The 24,001-nt window shown below is 66.7% G+C and carries 19 protein-coding genes and 1 tRNA gene; 6 read left to right on the top strand and 14 right to left on the bottom strand.

Annotation, left to right across the window (positions count from 1 at the left end; all coding sequences use genetic code 11):
* Together AC5RVD_RS14315 and AC5RVD_RS14320 are read right to left on the bottom strand one after the other, a co-directional pair.
* The coding region (locus AC5RVD_RS14315; protein ID WP_494127286.1) for a hypothetical protein at nt 1–185 on the bottom strand (185 nt) is incomplete at its 3' end.
* 374 nt (nt 186–559) lie between these two features.
* Nucleotides 560–1,108, bottom strand: coding sequence for a dihydrofolate reductase family protein (locus AC5RVD_RS14320; protein WP_494127287.1), 549 nt, complete (start codon nt 1,106–1,108; stop codon nt 560–562).
* Nucleotides 1,109–1,281: 173 nt separating this feature from the next.
* On the opposite strand from AC5RVD_RS14320, the gene AC5RVD_RS14325 reads away from it, so the two are divergent.
* Both AC5RVD_RS14325 and AC5RVD_RS14330 read left to right on the top strand, forming a co-directional pair.
* Nucleotides 1,282–1,641, top strand: coding sequence for a nuclear transport factor 2 family protein (locus tag AC5RVD_RS14325; protein WP_494127288.1), 360 nt, complete (start codon nt 1,282–1,284; stop codon nt 1,639–1,641).
* A 65-nt stretch (nt 1,642–1,706) separates the two neighbouring features.
* Nucleotides 1,707–2,327 (top strand): L-threonylcarbamoyladenylate synthase, encoded by a 621-nt coding sequence (locus AC5RVD_RS14330; RefSeq protein WP_493987341.1) that lies wholly within the window; start codon nt 1,707–1,709, stop codon nt 2,325–2,327.
* 123 nt (nt 2,328–2,450) lie between these two features.
* Here AC5RVD_RS14330 and ligD read toward each other — a convergent pair whose 3' ends face one another.
* Nucleotides 2,451–3,473 carry a non-homologous end-joining DNA ligase gene (gene ligD / locus AC5RVD_RS14335; RefSeq protein ID WP_494127289.1) on the bottom strand — a complete coding sequence of 341 codons (1,023 nt, stop codon included), beginning with the start codon at nt 3,471–3,473 and terminating at the stop codon, nt 2,451–2,453.
* Nucleotides 3,474–3,524: 51 nt separating this feature from the next.
* On the opposite strand from ligD, the gene AC5RVD_RS14340 reads away from it, so the two are divergent.
* Nucleotides 3,525–4,199, top strand: a complete 675-nt coding sequence (locus tag AC5RVD_RS14340) for an alpha/beta hydrolase family protein (protein WP_494127290.1) — start codon at nt 3,525–3,527, stop codon at nt 4,197–4,199.
* A gap of 19 nt (nt 4,200–4,218) precedes the next feature.
* Here AC5RVD_RS14340 and AC5RVD_RS14345 read toward each other — a convergent pair whose 3' ends face one another.
* Nucleotides 4,219–4,650, bottom strand: a complete 432-nt coding sequence (locus tag AC5RVD_RS14345; protein ID WP_494127291.1) for a YybH family protein — start codon at nt 4,648–4,650, stop codon at nt 4,219–4,221.
* Nucleotides 4,651–4,861: 211 nt separating this feature from the next.
* Here AC5RVD_RS14345 and AC5RVD_RS14350 point away from each other — a divergent pair, with 211 nt between their 5' ends.
* On the top strand, nt 4,862–5,314 hold the full coding sequence (locus AC5RVD_RS14350; protein ID WP_494127292.1) for an SRPBCC family protein: 453 nt from the start codon (nt 4,862–4,864) through the stop codon (nt 5,312–5,314).
* Between the two features lie 24 nt (nt 5,315–5,338).
* Here AC5RVD_RS14350 and AC5RVD_RS14355 read toward each other — a convergent pair whose 3' ends face one another.
* From AC5RVD_RS14355 to AC5RVD_RS14375, 5 genes are all read right to left on the bottom strand, one after another.
* A complete protein-coding gene (locus AC5RVD_RS14355; protein ID WP_494127293.1) occupies nt 5,339–7,516 on the bottom strand; it encodes an elongation factor G-like protein EF-G2 in 2,178 nt (725 codons plus the stop codon).
* 197 nt (nt 7,517–7,713) lie between these two features.
* Nucleotides 7,714–8,265 (bottom strand): HtaA domain-containing protein, encoded by a 552-nt coding sequence (locus AC5RVD_RS14360; RefSeq protein ID WP_494127294.1) that lies wholly within the window; start codon nt 8,263–8,265, stop codon nt 7,714–7,716.
* Between the two features lie 10 nt (nt 8,266–8,275).
* On the bottom strand, nt 8,276–10,519 hold the full coding sequence (locus AC5RVD_RS14365) for a cytochrome P450 (RefSeq protein WP_494127295.1): 2,244 nt from the start codon (nt 10,517–10,519) through the stop codon (nt 8,276–8,278).
* A gap of 15 nt (nt 10,520–10,534) precedes the next feature.
* A complete protein-coding gene (locus AC5RVD_RS14370; protein ID WP_494127296.1) occupies nt 10,535–11,692 on the bottom strand; it encodes a serine hydrolase domain-containing protein in 1,158 nt (385 codons plus the stop codon).
* 114 nt (nt 11,693–11,806) lie between these two features.
* Nucleotides 11,807–12,616 carry an SDR family NAD(P)-dependent oxidoreductase gene (locus tag AC5RVD_RS14375; protein ID WP_494127297.1) on the bottom strand — a complete coding sequence of 270 codons (810 nt, stop codon included), beginning with the start codon at nt 12,614–12,616 and terminating at the stop codon, nt 11,807–11,809.
* 381 nt (nt 12,617–12,997) lie between these two features.
* On the opposite strand from AC5RVD_RS14375, the gene AC5RVD_RS14380 reads away from it, so the two are divergent.
* Nucleotides 12,998–14,386, top strand: a complete 1,389-nt coding sequence (locus tag AC5RVD_RS14380) for an MFS transporter (protein ID WP_494127298.1) — start codon at nt 12,998–13,000, stop codon at nt 14,384–14,386.
* A 92-nt stretch (nt 14,387–14,478) separates the two neighbouring features.
* Here the strand turns inward: AC5RVD_RS14380 and AC5RVD_RS14385 are convergent, their stop codons facing one another.
* Together AC5RVD_RS14385 and AC5RVD_RS14390 are read right to left on the bottom strand one after the other, a co-directional pair.
* Nucleotides 14,479–15,150, bottom strand: coding sequence for a TetR/AcrR family transcriptional regulator (locus AC5RVD_RS14385; protein WP_494112542.1), 672 nt, complete (start codon nt 15,148–15,150; stop codon nt 14,479–14,481).
* 271 nt (nt 15,151–15,421) lie between these two features.
* Nucleotides 15,422–15,502: transfer RNA gene (locus tag AC5RVD_RS14390), tRNA-Leu, on the bottom strand.
* A 137-nt stretch (nt 15,503–15,639) separates the two neighbouring features.
* Here AC5RVD_RS14390 and AC5RVD_RS14395 point away from each other — a divergent pair.
* Nucleotides 15,640–16,233, top strand: a complete 594-nt coding sequence (locus AC5RVD_RS14395; protein WP_493987353.1) for an ANTAR domain-containing response regulator — start codon at nt 15,640–15,642, stop codon at nt 16,231–16,233.
* A gap of 72 nt (nt 16,234–16,305) precedes the next feature.
* Here the strand turns inward: AC5RVD_RS14395 and pyk are convergent, their stop codons facing one another.
* The 3 genes from pyk to gltB are packed head-to-tail and all read right to left on the bottom strand — an operon-like array spanning nt 16,306 to nt 23,921.
* Nucleotides 16,306–17,790 (bottom strand): pyruvate kinase, encoded by a 1,485-nt coding sequence (gene pyk, locus AC5RVD_RS14400; protein ID WP_494127299.1) that lies wholly within the window; start codon nt 17,788–17,790, stop codon nt 16,306–16,308.
* Between the two features lie 46 nt (nt 17,791–17,836).
* On the bottom strand, nt 17,837–19,297 hold the full coding sequence (locus AC5RVD_RS14405) for a glutamate synthase subunit beta (protein WP_494127300.1): 1,461 nt from the start codon (nt 19,295–19,297) through the stop codon (nt 17,837–17,839).
* Nucleotides 19,290–23,921, bottom strand: a complete 4,632-nt coding sequence (gene gltB / locus AC5RVD_RS14410) for a glutamate synthase large subunit (protein WP_494127301.1) — start codon at nt 23,919–23,921, stop codon at nt 19,290–19,292. Before gltB ends, AC5RVD_RS14405 begins: the two co-directional genes overlap by 8 nt.
* Nucleotides 23,922–24,001: the final 80 nt, after the last annotated feature.

Raw genomic sequence — 24,001 nt, forward strand, 5'->3', positions numbered from 1 at the left:
GCGGCGGCAGCCTTCAGGCCCTCCAGCGCCGTGAGCTCTTCGACCAGTTCCGGGTCCGGCGCGTCCAGATCGATGCCCTCCAAGGCAACGGCGGCGGTGCGAACGGCGGCAGACCCGACCGGACCCGCGGCAGCGGCGGGCGGTCCTGCGGCCGGGGGAGGTTCGGATACTGCCGGATCAAACATCTCAGCGTCTCAATCTTCAGCATGCGTGCTGCATGGCCTCGAATACGAGCGGTCACGAACCCTGAACGGATCCGCGGACGCCGCCGGCAAACCCACACCCGGCGGCCAACGTTGGTGCTGAACTGCTACTAAAAACAGACTATGCGCCGCCACTGACAGTTTCGGAGGACGCAGCAACCGCCACCGACTGCAGCAAGGCAACCGGTGGAGTGGCCCTGACCGAATTGCGGCCTATAGTTTCCGCACGAGGACCTTCTAAGCAAGACCACCAAAGCGGGCCATGCAGAAGGACCGCTCTGCCCCTGCCGCGCACATCCGACGGTACAAACGGTCCCACGTAGGAAGACCGCACGGGGTACCGCGTTCGCGTGAGACTACACCGGCACCGGCGTAAGGTCGTAATGCATCTCGACCAAGTCGCCCAAGGTGCGGCTGCCGCGAAGCCGGGCCGGCGCCGTCGTGCTGGGAACGGGTAGCAGCGGTTGTCCGCCGCCCAGCACTACCGGCACCAACGTCAGGATGAGTTCGTCCAGCAGGCCGGCCGACGCGTACTGTGCGGCAAGTTGCCCGCCGCCGACCAGCCACACGTCTTTCTCGCCGGCGTCGGCGCAGATGTCATCGTGGAAGATACCCACATCGCCTCGCACAAACGTGATGTCCGCTCCGGGTATGCCTGGCAGTTCGTGATGCGTGAAGACCCAAGTGGGTGTTGAGCCGTAGGGCCATTCCTCCGGTACGTCCTCCAGCACGAACTTATACGTCTCGGAGCCCATGACGATGGACCCGATGCGCTGCATGAAGGTTGCGAAGCTGTCCTGGACGCCGGCGGCGTCATTGAACTGCGTGAGCCAGTCGAGCTTGTTGCTGCGGTCGGCAATATACCCATCCACCGAGCTGCCGACGTAGTAAATAGTCCGGGCCATGGGGCCCATGCTAGCCAGCGGGCCGAACCAGTGGAAGCTTGGCGTGCGTCCCGCTGGACATGCGGGGGTTGTCGGTCCGCAGTTGTCGCAGCACATGCCGGGGTTGTCGATCCGCGGTTGCCGCAGGACATGCAGGGGTTGTCGGTCCGCAGCTGCGGCAGTACAACGGTGGGATGGATGCGAAGACTGCGGCGTGGATCACGGCCTACCGGCAGGCGTGGGAAACCAATGACCCGGATCAGATCGGAGCCTTGTTCACCGACGACGCCGAGTACCGGCCGGAGCCTTGGACGGAACCGTGGCGTGGCCGGGACAGCATTGTCCGGCAGTGGCTGGCCCGCAAGGATGAGCCAGGTGCCGCGACATTCGAGTGGGCCGAAGTCGCGGTGACCGACCACGTCTCCGTGGTTGAGGGAACGACCGCCTACCGGGACGGACGCACCTACAGCAACCTGTGGGTGATCCGATTGAACGGCGAAGGCCGGGCAACCCACTTCACCGAGTGGTGGATGGACCATTCGGTCGCTTCCTGAAACCGACGCCGGCGCAAGATGCGCCGCTCCTGCATCAACCGCGCCCTGAGTCGTAAGCTCAGGGAATGGCGAGATACTTCGACGTCCACCCCCAGGATCCCCAGCCGCGATCGATCGGCCAGATTGTGGACCTTGTCCGGTCCGACGCGCTGATCGTGTACCCGACCGACTCTTGCTATGCGTTCGGTGCGCAACTGGGCAACAAGGACGCGTTGGAACGGATCCGGACCATCCGCCGGCTCGACAACAAGCACCACTTCACCCTGGTCTGCAAGGACTTTGCCCAGCTGGGCCAGTTCGTGCACGTCGACAACAACGTTTTCCGCGCCATCAAGGCCGTGACTCCGGGCAGCTACACCTTCATACTGCCGGCCACCGCGGAGGTTCCCCGCCGGCTGCTGCATCCGAAGAAAAAGACCGTGGGCGTCCGCATTCCGGCGAACAACGTCGCCCAGGCAATTCTTGCGGAGCTGGGCGAGCCGCTGCTCTCCAGCACCTTGCTGTTGCCGGACGAGGAGGAGCCGCTGACCGAGGGCTGGGAGATCAAGGACCGGCTCGACCATGTGGTGGACGCCGTTGTGGATGGCGGCGACTGCGGGTCCGAGCCGTCCACCGTCGTCGACTTTTCCGGCGGCACTGCCGAGGTAGTCCGTTACGGGGCCGGCGACCCGTCCCGGTTCGAATAGGCCAATGGGGCCGGCGGACATGCCAAGCTGACGGCTCGCCGTGCCGGCAGACACGCCAGGCTAACGGCCCGTCCGGCCGCCGGGGGCGGCGCCGAGGGCGGGACGTGCAGGTTCTCCGCGCGGTCAGTCCTTCTTGCGCGCCCGGCTGGGCTGCACCCGAGGCGGCTCGCCTGGCATCTTCGGATAGTCGGGCGGGAAGGGCATCTCCCCCAGACCCGCCTCGAGGTCGCGTTCCCACCACTGGAGCAGGACGTCGATCTTGCCCGGCTCATCATGCATGCGGGCCCACGGGTCGCCGGTTGTCTTCAACCTGTCCGGAACCGTCGCGATCGTGAAGTTCTTCGGCTCGGCCGTCTCGAGTTCGTCCCATTCGATCGGACAGGACACCGCCGCATTGGGCAGGGCCCGCGGGCTGTAGGCACCCGCCATGGTCCGGTCGCGGTTGGCCTGGTTGAAGTCCACAAAGATCCGTTCCCCGCGCTCTTCCTTCCACCAGGAGGTCGTCACCTGCTTGGGCATCCGCCGCTCGATCTCCCGCGCCGCCGCGATGACGGCATGGCGTACGTCCAGGAATTCGTGCGTCGGCTCGATCGGCGCGAACATGTGCAGCCCGCGGTTTCCGGAGGTTTTGATGAACGCGTTGAGTCCGGCCTCCGCCAGCACCGACCTCAGTTCGATCGCCACCGGGATGGCGTCGTCGAACGAGGTCCCCGGCTGCGGATCCAAGTCGATGCGCAACTGGTCCGGGTTGTCGGAGTTCCCCGCGCGCGACGGCCACGGGTGGAACACCACGGTGTTCATCTGCACCGCCCACACCGCCGCTGCGGGCTCGTCGAGGACCAGTTGCGGGTGCGAACGGGCGCTCGGATAGACCACCATCACCGACCGCACGAACTCGGGCGCGCCCTTGGGCGGATTCTTGGAGAAGAACTGTTCGCCGTCGATCCCGTCGGAGAACCGTTGCAGCGACACCGGACGATCGCCGTTGGCGCGGACGAACGCCTCGCCTACCTCCGCAATGTAACGCGCCAGATCCAGTTTGGTGATCCCCAGTTGGGGCCACATGACCCGGCTCGGACTGGAAATGCGCACCTCGCGCTCGCCGTGCGGTCCGTCGACCGTCAACGTTGTCTGTTCGCTGGCCATGGGAACACCTAAACACACCCACGTCGCTTCTGGCGAGGGCATGATGGGAGTATGCCTATCACCGAGTCGCCCGTGACCATCGACGTCGGCGACACCACCGTCTCCGGCGTCTACGCCCGTCCCAGGTCCCCCTTCGCATCGCTGGTGGTGGCCCACGGGGCCGGCGCGGGCATGGACCACCCGTTCCTGTCGGGTTTCACCCGCGCCTTGAACGACGACGGCGTGGCCACCTTGCGCTTCAACTTCCCCTACCGGGAGGCCGGCAGGAAGTTTCCGGACCGCCCGCCGGCTGCCATTGTGGCGTGGCGTTCGGCCATGCGGGAAGCGGCCGCACGCTCCGGCGGCGAACCGCTGTGGGCGGCCGGCAAATCCTTCGGCGGCCGCATGGCGTCGATGGCCGTGGCGGAGGGAATGCCGGCCGCCGGCCTCGTGTACCTGGGCTATCCGCTGCACCCGCCGGGGAAACCGGACAAGCTTCGGGACGAGCACCTGTATGGCCTCACGCTGCCCATGCTGTTCCTGCAGGGCACCCGCGATACCTTCGCAACCCGGGAACTGCTCGAGTCCGTCGTCGAACGCATCGGTCCGAACGCCGTGCTCGCCTGGCAGGAAGGCGGCGACCATTCCTTCGACGTCAAAGGGCGGAAACGTGGAGCAGCCGAGATCGGGGCCTCGCTCGCCGGCCCTGCCGCCGAATTCCTGCGGTCGGCGGTCGGCGGCGCCTGACCGCCGGGCTGCCTGCCTGTTACTGCTCGACGATGGAGTCGATGGGCCGCGGGGAAGTTATGGGATCGGCATGACGGTGAATGATCTTCCAGGTGCCGTCCTCCAGACGGAATATCGTCGTGACGCGCAGCGAGACCGGGGACGCCGCGTCGGACACGTTGACCTTCACCCGGGTCCGCTCTATTTCGACGATGTAGCCCAGGTCTGTCCCGACGTACGTGGAGATACGCTCAAACCGGATCGGCTCGCCCTCGCTGAAATGCGATACCGCCCGGTCCATGGCAGCCTCGACCTCTTCCCAGCCACGGGCAGGCGGTCCGAGCGGATTGGCAAGCGTAACCTCTTCCTGCCTCGAAAACAGGTCCTTCACCAAAGCGGGGTTTCCCTGCACGAACGCGTCCAGCGCGCTGTGATAACGCTCGGCAACCAGATCAAGATCGGATCCTGGCATGTTTCCTCCAGCCGCAGCCTCCCGCCGGAGCCGCACGGGCGGCCGGGGCGCGAATACAGCCATGCTCCCACCGCCATCCGGGGATGTCCATGACCCGCGTGGGCTCCGGTCAAGGGCCTCCTAGCCGGGGGCGGGCCCCGGGACTACGATGGTCGGGCCTGGGTCCCGCACGCCCCCAGCTGCGGGTCCGTGCCGGAAGGGGCCGCGTCCGATGAACGAGCATCCTGCCGGTCTCGTGCTGGAGCTGGAGATGGTCCTTGCCGCGCCGTGCGAGCCGGTGTTCCGGATGCTGACCGAGGCGGTCGAATTGGCCAGATGGTGGGGCCCGGAAGGTTTCACAACACCCGAGGTCATGCTCGACGCAAGGCCAGGCGGCGCCTACCGGCTGACCATGAAACCGCCCGACGGCTCGCCCTTCCACCTCGCCGGCGAGTTTCTCGAGGTCGTCCCTCCGCGCCGCCTCGCCTACACCTTCCGGTGGGAGGAGCCCGTGCCCGATGACCGCGAAACCATCGTCACGCTGTCCCTCGAACCCGTGAAAGGCCGCACACGGCTTGCTCTCTCCCAAGGCGGGTTCGCTACGGAAGAACGCCTCGGCCTTCACCGGGCCGGCTGGACGGACGCCTTGGCAAAACTCGCCCGCGTTCTCCACTCCGGCGGGTGACCCGGCCAGTCCCGGCCGACAGCCTTACCGTTGCCCGACGCCGGTCGACGCTGCCGTAGGCACCGGATCGTGCCGCAGGTACGCGCGCCGGAAACGTCCCGTGCCGCCGGTCAGGGCACGAAGGTCGATGGCATAGCGCAGCAATTCCTGGTCCGAAACTTCCGCGCTGATTTCGGTGAGCTCCCCGCCGGCTGAATCCGATCCGGTCAGACGTCCGCGCCGGGCGGACAGGTCGCTCATCACCGCTCCCACATAGCCGTCGGGAACTGTGATCGTCACAGCTGAGACCGGCTCGAGCAACTGGATGCGCGCCGCCGCAGCGGCTTCCCGCAAGGCCAGGGCACCCGCGGACTGGAAGGCCGCGTCGGAGGAATCGACGCTGTGCGTCTTGCCGCCGACCAGTGTCACGCGGATGTCGACGACGGGGAAACCGGCGGAGACGCCTTTCTCCATCTGCGCCCGGACCCCTTTCTCGACGGACGCGATGTACGGCCCCGGAATGACACCGCCGACGATCTTGTCCACGAATTCAAACCCGGCGCCCCGCGGGAGCGGTTCGACTTCAATCTCGCAGATGGCGAATTGGCCGTGCCCCCCGGACTGCTTGACGTAGCGTCCGCGTCCGGTGGCCGCTGCCGCGAACGTTTCGCGCAGGGGCGTGACGACGTCGACCGTCTGCACATTCACGCCCTGCCCGCGCAGCCGGTCGAGCACCACCTCGGCGTGTGATTCGCCCATGCACCACAGGACGAGTTGGTGCGTCTCCGCATGGCGCTCCACCCGCAGGGTCGGGTCGCCCGCGGCCACCTTGGCCAGGCTCTTCGCCAAGGCGGCCTCATCGTTGCGCGTGGCAGCCTCCACCGCGACAGGCAACAGGGGTTCCGGCATGTCCCACGGTTGGATGAGCATCGGCTGTTCCCTCGACGACACCGTGTCCCCGGTCTCGGCGGTGCCGATCTTCGTCAGCGCGCAGATGTCGCCGGCGATGCAATAGGACACCGACCGCAAGGTCGAGGCGAGCGGGGCGTGCAGGTGGGTGACCCGTTCATCGCTGTCGTGGTCGGCATGGCCCCGGTCGGCGAGCCCGTGTCCGGACACGTGGATGGCGGAGTCATCCCGCAGGGTGCCCGAGAAAACCCGCACCAGGGAGACCCGGCCCAGGAACGGGTCCGTCGTCGTGCGGATCACTTCGCCGGCGAGCGGACCGTCGGGATCACAGCGCAGCGTGGTGCTCCGCGAACCGTAGAGTCCCGCCGCTGCCGGCAGCGGGCGCTCACGTGGGGACGGAAACGCCCGCTTGAGCATGTCCAACAGCTCCGCGATGCCCAGCCCTGTCTCCGAGGAGGTGGCCAGCACCGGGTAGAACGATCCGCGCGCGACGGCGGTCTCCAGGTCGGAGAGCAGAACGTCGAGGCCGATGTCCTCGCCGCCGAGATAGCGGTCCATCAGGGACTCGTCCTCGCTCTCGGCAATGATCCCTTCGATCAGGGCGCTGCGCGCTTCCTCGGCGCCCTCCAGTTCCCCGGCGTCCGCGGGGCGGAAGGTGGGGTGGCGTTCCCCGTCGCTGTAGTCCGATACGGTCCCGGACAGCAGTCCGTGCAACCCCGTCAGCTCCGCCCCGTTGCGCACCGGCAGGTACAGCGGCTGCACCGAGTCGCCGAAGGCGCGGCGGCAGCCGGCCAGCGCCGCGTCGAAGTCGGCCCGCGGGTGGTCCAGCCGGCTAATGGTCACCGCCCTCGGCAGCCCGACGCCCTGGCATTCGTTCCACAGCTCGGTGGTGGCGGCATCGATCCCCTCCACGGCGGACACCACGAACAGGGCCGCGTCGGCGGCGCGAAGACCGGCACGCAGTTCGCCCGTGAAGTCCGAATAGCCCGGCGTGTCCAGGAGGTTGATCTTGACGTCGTCGTGCATAAAGGGAAGGACGGAGAGCACGACGGAACGCTGCTGGTGGATCTCCGAGGGGTCCGAGTCGCTGACGGTGGTGCCGTCTACGATGGAACCCATCCGGTTCGTGGCTCCCGCCGCCGCCAACATGGCCTCCGCGAGCATCGTCTTCCCGGCACCGGAGTGGCCCACCAGCACCACGTTGCGGATTTGCTCCGGCCGGGACGCCGTCGCCGCGGCGGAGTCCTCCGCCCGCCGCAGATCGGCGCTCCGTCCAGAACCCTTCGCCAACCCGTTGGCTGATTTCCCCGACATGAGCGCCTCCTGGCGTCATAGGCATCGTCGTCCTGCGCACTCACCTGCTCTTAACAGATTCGACACCCGGAAGGGGCACAGCGGCAAGGGCGTGGCCGTATCCCTGCGCAAACATAACGACCGCGTCCCCGGTTCAGCCGCACATCGCCGGCCAAACGTCCCCGCTGATTGGGCGCAGGCTGACTCCGCGCGTGCGCTCAGCCGGCTGGGCACCGGCTGACCGGCCCCTGGAACACCGCGGCCACGGGGTCCATCTGTTCGCCGGGTTGATACTGCTCGTTGAACACAACGGATCCCTCCGGCGTCAGCCGGGCGGGTGTCTCCGGCAGGAGGTGGAAGGCGCCGCCGGCAACAAGCCGGGCCGAGGGCAACTGCAGCAGCGGCACGCGATTGCTCAGGTCCGGCCAGTGCCGCACGTCCACGATGCTGACTACCGCCGCGTCGTTGTCGAATTCTATCCACGGGTCGGCAATCAGGACGGAGAGCATGCCGTAGTGCCCGCGCAACTGAACCTGGCCCCGGAACCTGAGGACTTCCGACGTCGTCAGCGGACCGTACTCCCCGCCGTCGGGCTCGAAGCGGAAGAAGCTGCCGTCCACAATCGCAGCCCCGTCCCGGGCGGTGACTGATCCGTCCGGCAGACGGGAGATGTAGTTGATGAAACTGCGTTTGATGCCCCAGGTCAGGCCTGCGGGCGGGGAGTCCCCGCCCGCAGGCTGCTGTGCCGTGGGCTCCGGTGCGGAGTCCATAGGTCCCTTCCTACAGGGCCAGCTTGAGCGGGCAGCCGCCCTGGGAGCGCGAAACGCAGATGAACATGCTGTCGCAGCTGACCTTTTCTTCGTCGGTCAGGATGGAGTCCCTGTGGTCCACGGCTCCGGCTACCACCGGGGTTTCGCACGTACCGCAGGTGCCTTCGTTGCAGGAGGACAGTGCCGGCAGGCCCGCCTCCTCGGCCACCTCGAGGATGGACTTGTCCGCCGGAATGGTCAGCGTGACGCCACTGTCCACGAATTCGACTTCGAAGGCCACGTCGCCACTGGAATCAATCTCCTTGGGCACAAACCGCTCCACGTGCAGGCTGCCCGAGGGCCAATGCGCCGAGGCCCCTTCCACCACGTTGAGCAGCGGCTCCGGCCCGCAGCAATAGATCAGTGTCTCCGGCTGGATGTCCCTCAGGTAGGCGGCGAAGTCCACTCGGCCGTCAGTATCCTCCGGGACAATGCGGACCCTGTTCCCGAACTGTTCGAGCTCGCCCAGGAACGCTATGGTGGCCCGTGACCGGCCGCCATAGACCAGGGTCCAGTCCGCGCCCGCACGTTCGGCCTGGTTCACCATGGCCAGGATTGGTGTGATGCCGATGCCGCCGGCAATGAAGACGTATTTCTTGGAGGGCTGGAGCACAAAGTTGTTGCGCGGCTGGCTCACGGTCAGGGTGCCGCCGGCCCGCACGGTCTCGTGGATGGCCCGTGAGCCCCCGCGTCCGTTCGGCTCGTTCAGCACGCCGATGCGCCAGCTGTCCTGGCTGCCGCCGGGAGTGCACAGCGAGTACTGCCGGACGTAGTCCCCGACATGCACGTCAATGTGAGCGCCGGGGTGCCATTCCGGCAGCGGTGCTCCGGCCGGGTCAACGAGGGTCAGCGAAAGCACGCCGTCGGATTCCTGCCGGCATTCGCTGACGCGCAGCTCGAGGGTTGCGGTGGGATCTTCGGGGAGCTCGACAGCATGCCGCGGCGCGTTCGCGGCAACATCCCATTCCACATCGAGGCTGCGCCGGACCGGCAGCAGCGCCATGCGGATGAAGTCCAAGCCCCAGTCCTTCGCAGGGCGCAGGCTGGGCAGCCGCTCGAAGAGCACCTTCAGCCCGGTGGCTCCCTGCACCCGGGCCAACGGCTGGCCCAGGCAGGTGTGGCGGCCCTTGGTGAAGGCCAGATGGTCGCGCGGGTCCTCGCGGTGGATGTCGAACTCGAACGGGTTTTCGTAGTATTCGGGATCGGTGTTGGCGCTGGCCAGCGCCAGCCAGATCATGTCACCGGCTTTGATGTCCGCGCCGCCGATCGTAACATCCACGTTGGCGCGGCGCGACGCGAAGGTCGACGACGGGCGGCGGCGCACGGTCTCGTCGAAGACGGCCTGCCACAGGGCCGGATCGGCCTTGGCGTCGGCGAGGGCGGCCGGGTTGTCATTGAGGAAGATGACCGCATTGGCCATCGCCTGGGCGGTGGTGTCGGTACCGGCCGCAGAGAACTCGCCCAGGTGCAGTGCGATCTGCGCCTCGGAGAGCGAATAGTTGCCCTCGCGGTCCTTGTCGCGGGCCATCACCGAGATCAGGTCATCCGCTTCGCTCTCGCGGCGGTCGCGGACAATCCCGCGCAGCACCAGCTGGGCGGCGACGTAGCGATCCCAGACCTCCGTGCGGCGCGGTTCCGGCAGCGGCTCCTGCGCGCTGGCGAGGACCTGGAAGAAGTCGTCGCGCAGCTGGCGCATCATGGGCTCCAGCGCGGCGGGCAGGTCCATCAGCGCCATCAGCGTCTGGGTGGTCAGCTCCAGGTTGTAGGCGTCCATCAGGTTCGCGGCGCCGTCCGCCTCGATCCGGTCGATGATCCGGTGCGCGCGCTCTTCGATCTGCGGCTGGAGCGCCTCCATCCGGGCCTGCAGGAAGCCCTTCTGCGCCACTCGGCGGGCGATCGTGTGGCCCTGCGGGTCGGAGCCGACCAGGATGCGGGAGATCAGCTCAGCCGGCATGGTCTCCGCGTGCTTCTGGGGCACCGTGATCAGTCCGGCGTTGCTGGCGCTGGAGAACTTCTGCCAGTCCGGCAGGATCATCTCAGCGTCAGCTCGGCGGGTGACCATCCAGGCGTTGAGGTAGGGGTAGAAGAAGGTGGGAGTGCCTTCGCGGACGTCGGCGAAGTGCCGCGCCGGGTCGCGGTAGTAGTCGTCGCCCATCGCGTCGAACTCCGGGGCGAGCGGCCCGCGTTCGCGCAGGCGGATGGTTTCTGTGCTCATTGGCGGATATTCCAATCAGAGGGCCGCGGAGGCGGCGATGGTGGAGAGTTTTTGGAAGCGCAGCACGTTGTCGCCTTCGTCCATGACGCCGGCGGTGAGGCAGACGAAGGTCATGTCCCGCTCAGGGTCGATCCAGAACAGCGTGGATCCGGCGCCGTAGTTGCCATGCGTGCGCGGGCTGGTGAACGGACCGAAGAAGGATGCATGGGTGCCGGTGCCGCTGAGCGAGAAGCCCAGGCCGAAGTTGCCCATGGGCTCTTCCCAGCCACGGGCGCGGGCGATCATCGCGTACAGGTCATTGGTCATGTCGCCGGTCTGCAAGGTGGTCGCAACATCCAAAACTGCCGGGGCGATCAGCTGCCGCCCGGCGAACTCGCCCTTGCGGCGGATCATCTCCGCGAACGTGAAGACGTCGGCGGCGGTGCTGACGGAACCCACCCACGGCATCTCCGCATCCTGGTCCACTGCCTCGTTGAGGATTTCCACGTCCCGCGCGGAAAGCCACCCGTCGTCCGGGATGTAGGCCTTGAGCGGGACAATGCGGTCCTTCCACTCCTCCAGCGGGCCGAACCGGGTGTCCGTCAGGCCCAGCGGACCGAACAGGTTCTTCTCGGCCAGATCACGGAACGAGTCCGCACCGTAGACCCGGCGGAGCATCTCGCCCATCAGCGCGTGGTTGATGGCCGGGGAGTAGGTCAGGTTGCTGCCGGGCTCGTGGATGACGTCCAGATTGCAGATCGCCTCGATGGTGTTTGCCAGATTGCCCAGCTGCTCGGTGGGCAGCGGCTCCGGGGTGGCCGGCAGGCCCGAGCGGTGCGTCAGCAGGTGTGAGAGGTTGACCTTGTCCTTGCGCAGCATGCGGAAGCGCGAGGGGCCAAAGAATTCCGGGATCACGTCGACAACGCGGGTGCTCAGCGCCAGCTTGCCCTCGCCGATGGCCTGGTAGACCAGCGCATTGGTAAACGCCTTGGTCAGGGACAGGACGCGGAAGATGCTGTCCGCCTGCATTTCGCGGTTAGCGGCCCGATCCGCCCAGCCGATGGTGGCGTCCAGGGCCACGTCGCCATGGCGGGCCACGATAATGCGGGCGCCGTCATAGTCACCGGCGCTGATGTCGTTGCGGATGGTGGACTCAAGCAGCTCAAGGGCTTCTGGATTCAGTCCGTGGGTCATGGTCAAACTCCTGCAGTTTGTTGGTTTCTGCGATGGCACAAAGGCCGGAAAGACAAAACCGGGGGTACGACGGCGGCAACCGTCCGCCGTCGTACGTTGCGGTAGTGCGGGCTGCTACATGTGGAGGCCGCCGGACGGCGAGAGGGTCTGGCCGGTGTAGTAAGCACCGGAGTCGCTGGCCAGGAAGAGCAGCGTTTCGGCGATCTCTTCCGGGGCCGCGGGCCGCTTGATGGGCTGCATCCCGATCAGCATGCCAGTGATTTCGGCGGGCTGCTGGCGGAACAGCGGGGTGTCTACTGCGCCCGGCGCAATTGCGTTGACCCGGATGTTGAAGGGAGCCAGCTCGGCGGCGGCACCGCGGGTCATGCCCAGCACGCCGGCCTTCGACGCCGGGTAGTACAGCGGCATGGGCACCCCCAGCAGGGCTGCGGAGCTGGAAACGTTCACGATGGCGCCGCCGCCCGTGCGCTTGAGCAGGGGCGCGCTGGCGCGCATCACGTAGAACGGGCCGAAGAGGTTGATTTCCAGCACGCGCCGGAAGTCCTCGTCGCTGATGTCGCCCAGGAAATCCGGAAAGTACTCCTCACCGGACTGCGCGGCACGGAAGGAACGGACGTTGGATTCAACCAGCTTGTCGTTGGCGGCCTTGTTGGGAGCGTTCACTCCCGCGGCATTGATCACGGCGTCCAGTCGGCCGAACTCGGCATCCAGCTTCGCAAAGGCAGCGTTGACGGCGGCGCTGTCCGTCACGTCCAGGGCAATGGCGAGTGAACCCGGGATCTTCGAGAACTCCCTGGCCAGCGCATCCTCGGACAGGTCCGCGCCCACCACGGACGCTCCGGCAGCCGCGAAGGCCCGCGCCGTAGCCAGGCCGATTCCCGATGCCGCTCCGGTAATGAATGCCACTTTGCCGTCAAGATTCATTGTTTTCCTGCCATCCTCCATCCCACCGGGACGGTACGAACTGTGATCGAAGACACCCAGTCTCGCACGCTATTAGACACCTGTCTAGCGAATTGTTGGATCGAAATATAAAAATTATTCACCCGTCCTATTGTCAGACGCCCGTCCATCGGTATGCTGATCACCGTCAGTCTTTTATGAGGCGCATCACATCGCCGTGCTGCCTTTTTCACTGCCGGCAACTTCGGCTCGCCGATCGAGCCCTTCACGCCGGTCCCTTTCAGCGGGTCCCGAAGGACCTCACTTCAGAGGAGAAACATGTCTGCTCCACTAACTCCGACCGCAACGGCCGGACTGCAGGATGCCCGGGGAACACTTCCCTGGAAACGCGCAGGAATGCTGATGGCCATCACCTTTTCCGGCCTCCAGCTGCTCAACGAAGTGGGCGCCATGATGGCCATCCCGCTCTATCAGTCGATGAGCATGGACCTCGGGCTGACCCCGGCCCAGGTTTCCTGGGCATTGCTGTCCACCCTGCTGATGGGCGCGGCTTCCATCCCGTTGCTATCGAAGGCCGGCGATGTTTTCGGCCACCGCAAGGTGATGATCTTCTGCATCCTCGGGATCCTGGCCGGCTACGTGATCTCGGCCCTCGCCACCACGTTCGCCGTGCTGGTGATCGGCCGGGCGCTGACCGGCATCATGGCAGGCCAGGCGCTGGTAGTGGGCATCATGAATGACCGGCTGTCCAACTTCGACCGCAAGAAGGCCATCGGCATCATCGCCGGCGGCCAGGCCATCGGGGTCACGTTCGGCTTCGGCCTGGGCGGCCTGATGGTGGTCGTGGGCGCCACGTGGCGCACCACTTTCTGGATCGGCGCTGTATTGACCGTGCTCAGCCTGGTGGGCATGCTGCTCTGGGGATCCGATTCGGATGCAGTGCTGCGCAACCGCGGCGCGAAGCGGCGGATCGATGTCACCGGCGTCGTCCTGATGGGCCTGTCCCTTACGGCGCTGTGCATCGGCATCAGCCAAAGCACGGCATGGGGCTTCTTTACCGCTTCCACCCTGATCTGGGTCATCGGAGGGATCGCCGGCCTGGTCCTGGCGCTCCTGGCGGAGTCCCGGAGCAAACAGCCGCTGGTCGATGTCAGCCTGCTGCTGAGCACCCGGCTGCTGCCTGCATACCTTGTCTTTGTTGCCCTGGGCGCCGCCGGCATCATGATCTTCAACTTTGTGATGGGCTGGGCCCTGACTCCGACGGAAGTGGCAGGCTACGGCTTCGGCCTGAATCCGCTGATGGCAGGCTTTTTGTTCATCCCGATGACCGCCGCCGGCATCGTTGTCTCGCTCTACGTACCGCGGCTGCTCCACCGCATCCCGCCGCGCCGACCGCTCGCAGCCGGCGCCATCCTGCTGACGCTGTCCTTCATGTGGCTGTACTTCATGCACACCCAATTGTGGGCCGTTGTGGTCGGCATTCTCTTCTACGGCATTGCCTACACCACCGTGCTCACCGTAGCAGTCTCCGTCATCGCCGCCGAAGCACCCGAAGGCAGGGGCGCCGGTACGGCCTCGCTCTACGTCGCCATTGCCTTGTCCTCGTCGTCCATTGGCACGGCCATCTATGCCGCGATCATCGCACTCAACACCACGCCGGCGGCGCCCCTGCCATTGGCCGAGAACTACGGCATAGGCTTCATGGCAGCGGCCGGCATCTGCCTTGTTGCTGTCGCCGCCGCCTTCTCGTTGTCCAAGAGCGTGCGCCTCACGGAAATCTCCAGCCACTAGCACCCGTAGATTCAGGGTGCCAGGCCGGCAAGCATCGCTTGAGGGAAGCCGGCCGCATCACTCAGTGAGTGTTCCTGCCCCGGCAGGGACACTCACTGAGTTGTTGTATCCCTGCGGAGGAAGGCGAGCCACTGGGCGGCGAGCACTTCTTTAAGACTGACCATGTCCACCGGACGCTGACGAATAACGGCAAAATACATCATGCGGTCCAGCGCCATCTGCAGGGTCAGAAGGTGCAGCCGGGCACGCTCATGCTCGTCCGGATCGGTAAATCGGGAGAACGTCCTCGGCATGACCTTGTAGCTGTTCCCCAGGACGGAGATCCACGTATCCGTCACCACATCGTCATTCGCGAGTGCCTGCTCCATGGTGGCAAAGTCCCGGGCCTTCTCGCGCCACAGGGCGAAGGTCTCCCCGAGCCAGGACACGATGCTCTCCACGTCCGGGTCACTTATTTCGTCCAGCCGCCGGTACGCAGCCAGCACATCTGGCGCACCCTGCCGCATGATCTCGGCAACAACTTCAGCCTTGCTCCGGAAATAGACGTAGAAGGTTGCCCGGCTGGCGCCTGCTGCACTGGCAATGTTTTCAGCCGTCGTTTCGTTGTAGCCCCGGTTCCGAAACTCCTCCGCGCCGGCCTCGATCAACCGCTCCCGCGTCAACTGTTTCTGCAGCTCGCGCAACGACTGACGCGGAGCCTTTTCCTGAGCGCTGCTCCCACTTTCGACCGGGCCAGGTCTGCGCTCATTGTCAACGGTGCTCACCCTGCCAAAACTACCATTGGCGCGCCGTGTCCCGCCCCTGCCATAGGTGGGTCGACGAAACGTTTCGGAGCCCGGAGACAAACGCGGCCGTTTCCTGTCGGGTGAAAAAGGTACCTTCTGTCCGCGATGGCAATTCGCAGCTGGCTGCGAACTCCATCCGGGAATGGCCCGCAGAGATTCCAACCGGTAGGCCGGGGTCCGCATAAGCCGGTCTCCACCGCGACATTCTCCTGCCGCTCCGCACCGGTTGGATCCGTATCATCACTAACTGTGCCCGAGGTGGGATTCGAACCCACACGGTTTTACCCGCCGCATTTTGAGTGCGGTGCGTCTGCCATTCCGCCACTCGGGCCTGCACCGGTTGCCAAGCCGGTCTCCAACTGTGAAAACCGTCATGCTGCCCGGTGCGCGAATCTACTCTACATGCCGATAGGCTATTTCACGGAACCGACGCCAAATCAATGGCAACGCAACACCCTAGGAGCGCCAGTGTCTGAACAAACCGAGTCTGTCCCCGCTCGCCGCGTCGTCGTCGCGGAGGACGAGACACTGATCCGCCTGGATATCGTCGAAATCCTCAGGGGTGAGGGCTACGACGTCGTTGCCGAAGCCGATAACGGCGAAAAGGCAGTGGAACTCGCCCAGGAACTGAAGCCGGACCTGGTCCTCATGGATGTGAAGATGCCCGTGATGGACGGCATCTCGGCGGCGGAGCAGATCGTCAAGGCACGCATTGCCCCGGTGGTGCTGCTGACCGCGTTCAGCCAGAAAGAACTGGTGGAGCGCGCCCGCGACGCCGGCGCCATGGCGTACGTGGTGAAGCCCTTCACGCCGGCGGACCTGATTCCGGCCATCGAGATCGCGCTCTCCCGCCACGAGGAGCTCGCCGCCCTGGAGTCCGAGGTATCCGATCTGCAGGAGCAGTTCGAGACCCGGAAGCTGGTGGAGCGGGCCAAGAGCCTGCTGATAACCAAAATGGGCCTGACCGAGCCGGAAGCGTTCCGCTGGATCCAGAAGACGTCGATGGACCGCCGGCTGAGCATGCGCGAAGTCGCCGAGACGATCATCAACCAGGTGAACTAAGGCAAACAGGAACGGCCTCCGGAATGATCCGGAGGCCGTTTCTTCTGTCCGTGGCCTGCATCGGCCCTTCACCTACGACGACGGCCAGGGGCCGACCCGCTCGGGCCGCGGGTGCGACTGGCCGTCCAGCAGTTCGCCGGCATCCGCCAGATCGCCCACCCGGTGCACCTTCAGGGAGTTGGTGGAACCGGCCTTGCCCGGAGGCGAACCGGCGGCGATGACGACCAGGTCATCGATGTCCACGAGCCCGCGCTCGTAGAGGATCCGGTCCACCTGCGCGGTCATGTGGTCCGTGTGCTCGACGAACTCCACGACGAGCGGCTGGATGCCCCAGGTCAGCGAGAGCACGTTCAGGGTGGACTGGAGCGGGGTGAACGCGAACACCGGCCGCCCCGGGCGCAGCCGGCTGAGCCGGCGGGCCGAGTCGCCGGACTGGGTGAAGGTACAGATGTACTTGGCGTCGAGCTGGTCGGCGATCTGCACGGCCGCCCGGGTGATGGCGCCGCCGCGGGTCTTCGGCTGGCTGCCCAGCGGCTGAATGCGGTCCAGCCCGTGCTGCTCGGTGGATTCGATAATCCGGGCCATGGTCCGGACCGTCTCCAGCGGGTACTTTCCCACGCTGGTTTCGCCCGAGAGCATGACCGCGTCGGCGCCGTCGAGCACGGCGTTGGCGCAGTCCGATGCTTCCGCCCGGGTGGGCCGCGGATTGTCGATCATCGATTCGAGCACCTGGGTGGCAACGATCACCGGTTTCGCCCACCGGCGGGCGAGTTCGACCGCACGTTTCTGCACCAGCGGCACGTCCTCCAGCGGCAGCTCCACGCCCAGGTCGCCGCGGGCGATCATGATGGCATCGAACGCGTCGATGATCTCTTCGATGGCGTCCACGGCCTGCGGCTTCTCGATCTTGGCGATGACCGGGGCGCGGCGTCCTTCCTCGTCCATGATCTCGTGGACCCGCTGGACGTCGGCGGCGTTGCGCACGAAGGACAGTGCCACCATGTCGACGCCGGTCTTGAGCGCCCAGCGCAGATCCTCCTCGTCCTTCTCGCTCAGGGCCGGGACATTGACCGCCACGCCGGGCAGGTTGATGCCCTTGTTATTGGACACCGCACCCGCCACGGTGACTTCCGTCACCACCTTGACGTCGTCGACCTCGATGGCCTTGAGCGCCACCTTGCCGTCGTCGATGAGCAGGGAGTCGCCCACGTTGACGTCGCCCGGAAGGCCCTTGTGCGTGGTCGAGCATTGCTCGGCGGTCCCCTCCACGTCTTCGGTGGTGATCGTGAAGCGGTCCCCCACCGCGAGGTGGTGGGGGCCGTTCGCGAAGCGTCCCAGGCGGATTTTCGGGCCCTGCAGGTCGGCGAAGATGCCCACCGGCTTGGATAGTTCGGCCGAAGCCTTCCGGACGTTGTCGTAGGTCTGCTGATGCACGCCGTAGTCGCCGTGGCTCATGTTCATCCGGGCCACGTCCACGCCGGCCTTGAGGACAGCCAAGGTGCTCTCGTAACTGGCGATGGCAGGGCCGAAGGTTGCAACGATTTTTGCGCGTCTCATATCCCTACCCTAATCAGAATGCGGCCATTGCGCAGGGCGTGCCCCGCTAGGGCAGCACCGCGATCGCACGGTCGTCCGGGGCCACCGGGGCCGGCAGCCGCGTACTTCCGGTCAACCACTGGTCGACGGCGGCCGCGCAGGCGCGCCCTTCGGCGATCGCCCACACAATCAAGGACTGTCCGCGCCCGGCGTCGCCGGCCACGAAGATGCCCTTGGTGCCGGTCATGTAGCCGCCGTCGCGGGCGACATTCCCGCGCTCGTCGAAGGCCGCGTTGACCTGGGCGCCGAGCCCGGCCTGCTCCGGACCGGTGAAGCCGAGGGACAGGAACACCAGGTCCGCCGGGATCTCCCGCTCGGTGCCGGGCTTGGGCACCCGCCGGCCGTCCACGAACTCGGTTTCGGCGACCTTCAGCGCCGTGAGCACACCGTCTTCGCCCACGAACTCCACGGTGGAGGCGAGGTAGGTCCGCTCGCCGCCTTCCTCGTGGGCGCTGGCCACTTCGAACAGGGTGGGGAACGTCGGCCAGGGCTGGTGCGAAGCACGCTGGGCCGGCGGCTGCTTGCCGATGGCGAGGGTGGTCACCGATGCCGCCTGCTGTCGGTGCGCCGTGCCGAGGCAGTCCGCGCCGGTGTCGCCGCCGCCCAGGATCACCACGTGCTTGCCCCGGGCGTCGATCTGGTCCGGGACCGCCTCGCCGGCCACCACCCGGTTGGCCTGCACCAGGTAGTCCATGGCGAAGTGCACGCCGGACAGCCCGCGCCCGGGGATCGGCAGGTCCCGTGGCACGGTGGCGCCCGTCGCGATCACCACGGCGTCGTAGCGGCGGCGCAGCTGGTCCCAGCTGATGTCCTTGCCGGCCTCGATCCCGGTGCGGAACCGGGTGCCCTCGGCACGCATCTGCTCCAGCCGGCGGTCGAGGTAGTGCTTTTCCATTTTGAAGTCGGGAATGCCGTAGCGCAGCAAGCCGCCCACCTTGTCGTCGCGCTCGTACACCGCCACCGTATGGCCGGCCCGCGTCAGCTGCTGCGCCGTCGCCAGCCCTGCGGGACCGGATCCGACGACGGCGATGGTGTGCCCGGTCAACCGCTCCGGCGCGTGCGGAGTCACCCAGCCCTGGTCGAACGCTTCCTCGATAATGGAGACTTCCACCTGCTTGATGGTCACCGCCGGCTGGTTGATGCCCAGCACGCAGGCAGCCTCGCACGGCGCCGGGCACAACCTGCCGGTGAATTCCGGGAAGTTGTTGGTGGCGTGCAGCCGCTCAATCGCTTCCTGGTCCTTGCCGCGCCAGGTCAGGTCGTTCCACTCCGGGATCAGGTTGGCCAGCGGGCAGCCCTGGTGGCAGAACGGGATGCCGCAGTCCATGCAGCGCCCGGCCTGGCTGCGGAGCACGCCCTTCTCCTGCGCTTCGTAGACTTCCTTCCAGTCCATGATCCGCACGGGGACCGGACGGCGGGGCTGGGTCTGGCGTTCCCGCACTTTCATAAATCCGCGTGGGTCAGCCACCGGTTACCTCCAGGATTCGGGTCCAGACAACGTCGCCGTCGGGGTCCAGCCCTTCGGCTTCGGCGTTCGCCCGGGCTTGCAGCACCGCCGCGTAGTCGCGCGGCAGCACCTTGGTAATGCGGGTCAGGGTATCTTCGAGGTCCTCGAGCAGGCGCGCGCCCAGCCGGGAGCCGGTTTCCTCCGCATGCTTCTTGAGCAAGGCGGCAATTATTTCTTCGTCCACCGGGTCCGGCCGCAGCAGCTGCAATTCGCCGTTGTCCGTGCTCTGCGTGTTGAGCCGGCTCCGGTCCAGGTCCAGCACGTAGGCCACGCCGCCGGACATGCCGGCGCCGAAGTTGCGTCCGGTCCGGCCCAGGACCAGGGCCAGTCCCCCGGTCATGTACTCGCAGCCGTGATCGCCGATTCCTTCGACGACGGCGGTGGCGCCCGAGTTGCGCACCAGGAACCGCTCTCCCACCTGGCCGCGCAGGAACATCTCCCCGCTGGTGGCACCGTAACCAATGACGTTGCCCGCGATCACGTTGTGTTCGGACGCGAACGTGTTGGCCCGGTCCGGCCGGACGATGATCCGGCCGCCGGAAAGTCCCTTGCCGACGTAGTCGTTCGAGTCGCCGAGCAGCCGCAGCGTGATGCCGGCGGGCAGGAAAGCGCCCAGCGACTGTCCGGCCTGGCCCGTGAGGGTCACGTCGATGGTGTCGTCCGCCAGGGTCTCGATGCCGAAGCGCTTGGTCACTTCGTGGCCGAGCATCGTTCCCACGGACCGGTCGGTGTTGATCACGTCCAGGCTGATCCGCACCGGTTCGCGGTGGGTCAGCGCGTCGGAGCTCATGGCGATCAGCTGGTTGTCAAAGTGCTTGTCCAGTTCATGGTTCTGCGTGGTCATGTTGCGCAGCGGGACGTCGGAGTCGGTGCCGTAGCCGCGCAGGATCGGTGCCAGGTCCAGGCCGTCGGCCTTCCAGTGGTCGACCGCTTCGCGGGTGTCCAGCAGCTCCGCATGGCCGATGGCTTCTGCCAGGCTGCGGAAGCCCAGTCCGGCCAGCAGCTCGCGCACCTCCTCCGCGATGAACTCGAAGAAGTTCACCACGAACTCGGGCTTGCCGGTGAAGCGGCGGCGGAGCTCCGGGTTCTGCGTGGCAACCCCCACCGGGCAGGTGTCCAGGTGGCAGACGCGCATCATGATGCAGCCGGAGACCACCAGCGGCGCGGTCGCGAAGCCGAATTCCTCGCCGCCCAGCAGCGCCGCAACCATCACGTCGCGGCCGCTCTTCAACTGCCCGTCCACCTGCACCACCACGCGGTCCCGCAGGCCGTTGAGGATCAGCGTCTGCTGCGTTTCGGCCAGCCCCAGTTCCCAGGGCGCGCCGGCATGCTTGAGCGAGTTCAGCGGGCTGGCGCCGGTGCCGCCGTCGTGCCCCGATACGAGGACGACGTCGGCCTTCGCCTTGGTCACGCCTGCCGCCACGGTGCCGATCCCGACTTCGGCCACCAGCTTCACGTGCACGCGTGCCGAGGGGTTGGAACGCTTCAGGTCGTAGATCAGCTGCGCCAGGTCCTCGATCGAGTAGATGTCGTGGTGCGGCGGCGGCGAGATCAGGCCGACGCCCGGTGTGGAATGCCGGGTCCGGGCCACCCAGGGGTAGACCTTCTGGCTCATCAGCTGGCCGCCCTCGCCGGGCTTGGCTCCCTGGGCCATCTTGATCTGGAGGTCCTCGGCGTTGGTCAGGTACAGGCTGGTGACGCCGAACCGGCCGGACGCCACCTGCTTGATGGCCGACCGGCGCACCGGGTCCAGCAGCCGGTCGACGTCCTCGCCGCCCTCGCCGGTGTTCGATTTCCCGCCCAGCCGGTTCATGGCGATGGCCAGGGTCTCGTGCGCCTCCTGCGAGATGGAGCCGTAGCTCATGGCCCCGGTGGAGAAACGCTTGACGATGCTGGAGACCGGTTCGACCTCCTCCAGCGGCACGGGCGGGCGGGTGCCGGCCTTGAACTTCAACAGGCCGCGGAGCGTCATCAGCTCCTTGGCCTGGTCGTCCACGCCGCGGGTGTAGGCCTTGAACACGTCGTAGCGCCGTTCGCGGGTGGCATGCTGCAGCCGGAACACCGTCTCCGGGTTGAACAGATGCGGTGGTCCTTCACGGCGCCACTGATACTCGCCGCCGTTCTCAAGGGTCCGGTGGGGGTCTTCGATCCCGTCGGAGGGGTAGGCCTGGGCGTGCCGGGCCGCGGCCTCGGCGGCGATGACGTCCAGGCCCACGCCGCCGAGCTGCGATTGCGTTCCCGCGAAGTACTGGTCCACCAGGGACTGGGCGAGTCCGATGGCTTCGAACGTCTGGGCGCCGCAGTAGGAGGCGACGGTGGAGATGCCCATCTTGGACATGATCTTGAGCACGCCCTTGCCCAGGCCCTTGATCAGGTTCTGCACGGCCTGGGCTTCGCTGACGCCTTGGATGTCGCCGTTGCGCACCAGTTCCTCGCAGCTTTCCATCGCCAGATACGGATTCACGGCCGAGGCGCCGTACCCGATGAGAGCGGCGACGTGGTGGACCTCGCGCACGTCGCCGGCTTCCACCAGCAGCGAGATCTTGGTCCGGTTGGCGCTCTTGAGCAGGTGGTGGTGCACGGCACTGGTCAGCAGCAGCGACGGGATCGGCGCCCACTGGGCGTTCGAGTCCCGGTCCGAGAGCACGATGAACTTCACGCCGCGGTTGACCGCGCCGGAAACCTTTTCGCAGATTTCCTGCAGCCGGGCAGCCAACTCGGCGGCGCCGCCGTCGGGCCGGTACAGGCCACTCACCTTCAGCGTGAGGCGGTTGCCTTCCTCGTCTGCCATCGCGGCGATCTTGGCCAGTTCGTCGTTGTTGACCACGGGGAAGTTCAGCGACACCTGGGTGGTGCGCACCTGGCCGGTGGCCAGCAGGTTGCCGTCGGGACCGATCGACGAACGCAGCGACGTCACCAGTTCTTCGCGGATGGCATCCAGCGGAGGGTTGGTCACCTGCGCGAAGGACTGCACGAAGTAGTCGAACAGCAGCCGCGGGCGCTTGGACAACACGGCGATCGGGGTGTCGGTGCCCATGGCCCCCAGCGGTTCGGCGCCGGTGCGGGCCATCGGGCCCAGCAGGATCCGCAGCTCTTCCTGCGTGTAGCCGAAGGTCCGCTGGCGGAGGTTGACGGACGCGGCGGTGTGCACCACGTGCTCGCGCTCCGGCAGGTCCTCCAGCCGGATCATGTTTTCCTTGAGCCATTCGCCCCACGGGTTGGCCGCCGCGACGTCGGCCTTGATTTCCTCGTCCTCGACCAGCCGCCCGGCTTCGGTGTCCACCAGGAACATCTTCCCCGGCGAGACCCGGCCCTTCCTGACCACCTCCGCCGGTTCGATGTTGACGACGCCGACCTCCGAGGCCAGCACGACCAGCCGGTCCTCGGTGACCCAGTAGCGGGCCGGGCGCAGGCCGTTGCGGTCGAGCACCGCGCCCACGAGCCTGCCGTCGGTGAAGGAAACGGCCGCGGGGCCGTCCCACGGCTCCATCAGCATGGAGTGGTACTGATAGAAAGCACGCCGCTCCGGGTCCATCGTGGCGTGGTTCTCCCACGCCTCGGGAATCATCATCATGATCGCGTGCGTAATCGGGCGGCCGGAGAGCATCAGCAGTTCGGCGACTTCGTCAAAAGAGGCGGAGTCGGAGGCGCCGGGCGTGCAAATCGGGAAGAGCTCTTCCGGCGTCTCCCCCAGCAGGGGGCCCTTCAGCTGCGACTGGCGGGCCCGCATCCAGTTGCGGTTGCCCTTGACCGTATTGATCTCGCCGTTGTGCGCAATGGTGCGGAACGGTTGGGCCAGCGGCCATGAGGGGAAAGTGTTGGTGGAGAAGCGGGAGTGGACAATACCCAGTTTCGTCTTGAAGCGGGGGTCGGAGAGGTCCGGGTAGAAGGGTTCCAGCTGCGCGGTGGTCAGCATTCCCTTGTAGACGATGGTTTTCGACGACAGCGACGGGAAGTACACGCCGTACTTGTTTTGCGCGCGCTTGCGGACGCGGAAAACGCGGGCATCCACGTCGCTGCCGCCGGCATCGGCCGGGTCGAGGCCCAGGAACACCTGGGCGAAGTGGGGCATGCAGGACCGCGCCAGGGCGCCGACGAGCTCGGCCACCACCGGGACGTCGCGCCAGCCGAGGACCTTCAGGCCTTCGGAAGCGGCGATGGATTCCACGCCGTCCCGCGCCGCCGCCGCTTCAGACTCGTCGCTGGGCAGGAAAGCGGTCCCGGCGGCATACCGGCCGGGCTCCGGAAGTTCGAAGCCCACCACCGCCCGGAAGAATTCATCGGGGATCTGGGTGAGCAACCCGGCGCCGTCGCCGGTTCCTTCATCGGCGCCGACTGCGCCGCGGTGTTCCAGATTGCGCAGCGCCGTCAGCGCCGCGTCGACGATGTGGTGGCCCGGCTCGCCCCGCAGGGTGGCAATCACGGCGAGGCCGCAGGCGTCCTTTTCGTGGGCGGGGTCGTACAGCCCGGTCTTTTCCGGGTAGGCGGCGAAACGACTGAACGGCGAGGGCACTGTGGTGTGCCGGCGCCCGTGTCCGCCGCCGAGGCTGCGCGGGGTGCTGGACCCCTTGAACGGAGGAGTCATCTGAACTTCCTTCTCCTGGATGTAGGTGAGAAGGGGGACGGCGCTGGCCCCGCCCGGGCGGCTTGTGGGCAAGCCGGCCG

The sequence above is a fragment of the Arthrobacter sp. THG-b23 genome, assembly GCF_059091265.1.

Coding starts and splice junctions, on each gene's coding strand:
- AC5RVD_RS14320 (WP_494127287.1), bottom strand. CDS start 1,108: ATGGCCCGGACTATTTACTACGTCGGCAGCTCGGTGGATGGGTATATT.
- AC5RVD_RS14325 (WP_494127288.1), top strand. CDS start 1,282: ATGGATGCGAAGACTGCGGCGTGGATCACGGCCTACCGGCAGGCGTGG.
- AC5RVD_RS14330 (WP_493987341.1), top strand. CDS start 1,707: ATGGCGAGATACTTCGACGTCCACCCCCAGGATCCCCAGCCGCGATCG.
- ligD (WP_494127289.1), bottom strand. CDS start 3,473: ATGGCCAGCGAACAGACAACGTTGACGGTCGACGGACCGCACGGCGAG.
- AC5RVD_RS14340 (WP_494127290.1), top strand. CDS start 3,525: ATGCCTATCACCGAGTCGCCCGTGACCATCGACGTCGGCGACACCACC.
- AC5RVD_RS14345 (WP_494127291.1), bottom strand. CDS start 4,650: ATGCCAGGATCCGATCTTGATCTGGTTGCCGAGCGTTATCACAGCGCG.
- AC5RVD_RS14350 (WP_494127292.1), top strand. CDS start 4,862: ATGAACGAGCATCCTGCCGGTCTCGTGCTGGAGCTGGAGATGGTCCTT.
- AC5RVD_RS14355 (WP_494127293.1), bottom strand. CDS start 7,516: ATGTCGGGGAAATCAGCCAACGGGTTGGCGAAGGGTTCTGGACGGAGC.
- AC5RVD_RS14360 (WP_494127294.1), bottom strand. CDS start 8,265: ATGGACTCCGCACCGGAGCCCACGGCACAGCAGCCTGCGGGCGGGGAC.
- AC5RVD_RS14365 (WP_494127295.1), bottom strand. CDS start 10,519: ATGAGCACAGAAACCATCCGCCTGCGCGAACGCGGGCCGCTCGCCCCG.
- AC5RVD_RS14370 (WP_494127296.1), bottom strand. CDS start 11,692: ATGACCCACGGACTGAATCCAGAAGCCCTTGAGCTGCTTGAGTCCACC.
- AC5RVD_RS14375 (WP_494127297.1), bottom strand. CDS start 12,616: ATGAATCTTGACGGCAAAGTGGCATTCATTACCGGAGCGGCATCGGGA.
- AC5RVD_RS14380 (WP_494127298.1), top strand. CDS start 12,998: ATGGCCATCACCTTTTCCGGCCTCCAGCTGCTCAACGAAGTGGGCGCC.
- pyk (WP_494127299.1), bottom strand. CDS start 17,790: ATGAGACGCGCAAAAATCGTTGCAACCTTCGGCCCTGCCATCGCCAGT.
- gltB (WP_494127301.1), bottom strand. CDS start 23,921: ATGACTCCTCCGTTCAAGGGGTCCAGCACCCCGCGCAGCCTCGGCGGC.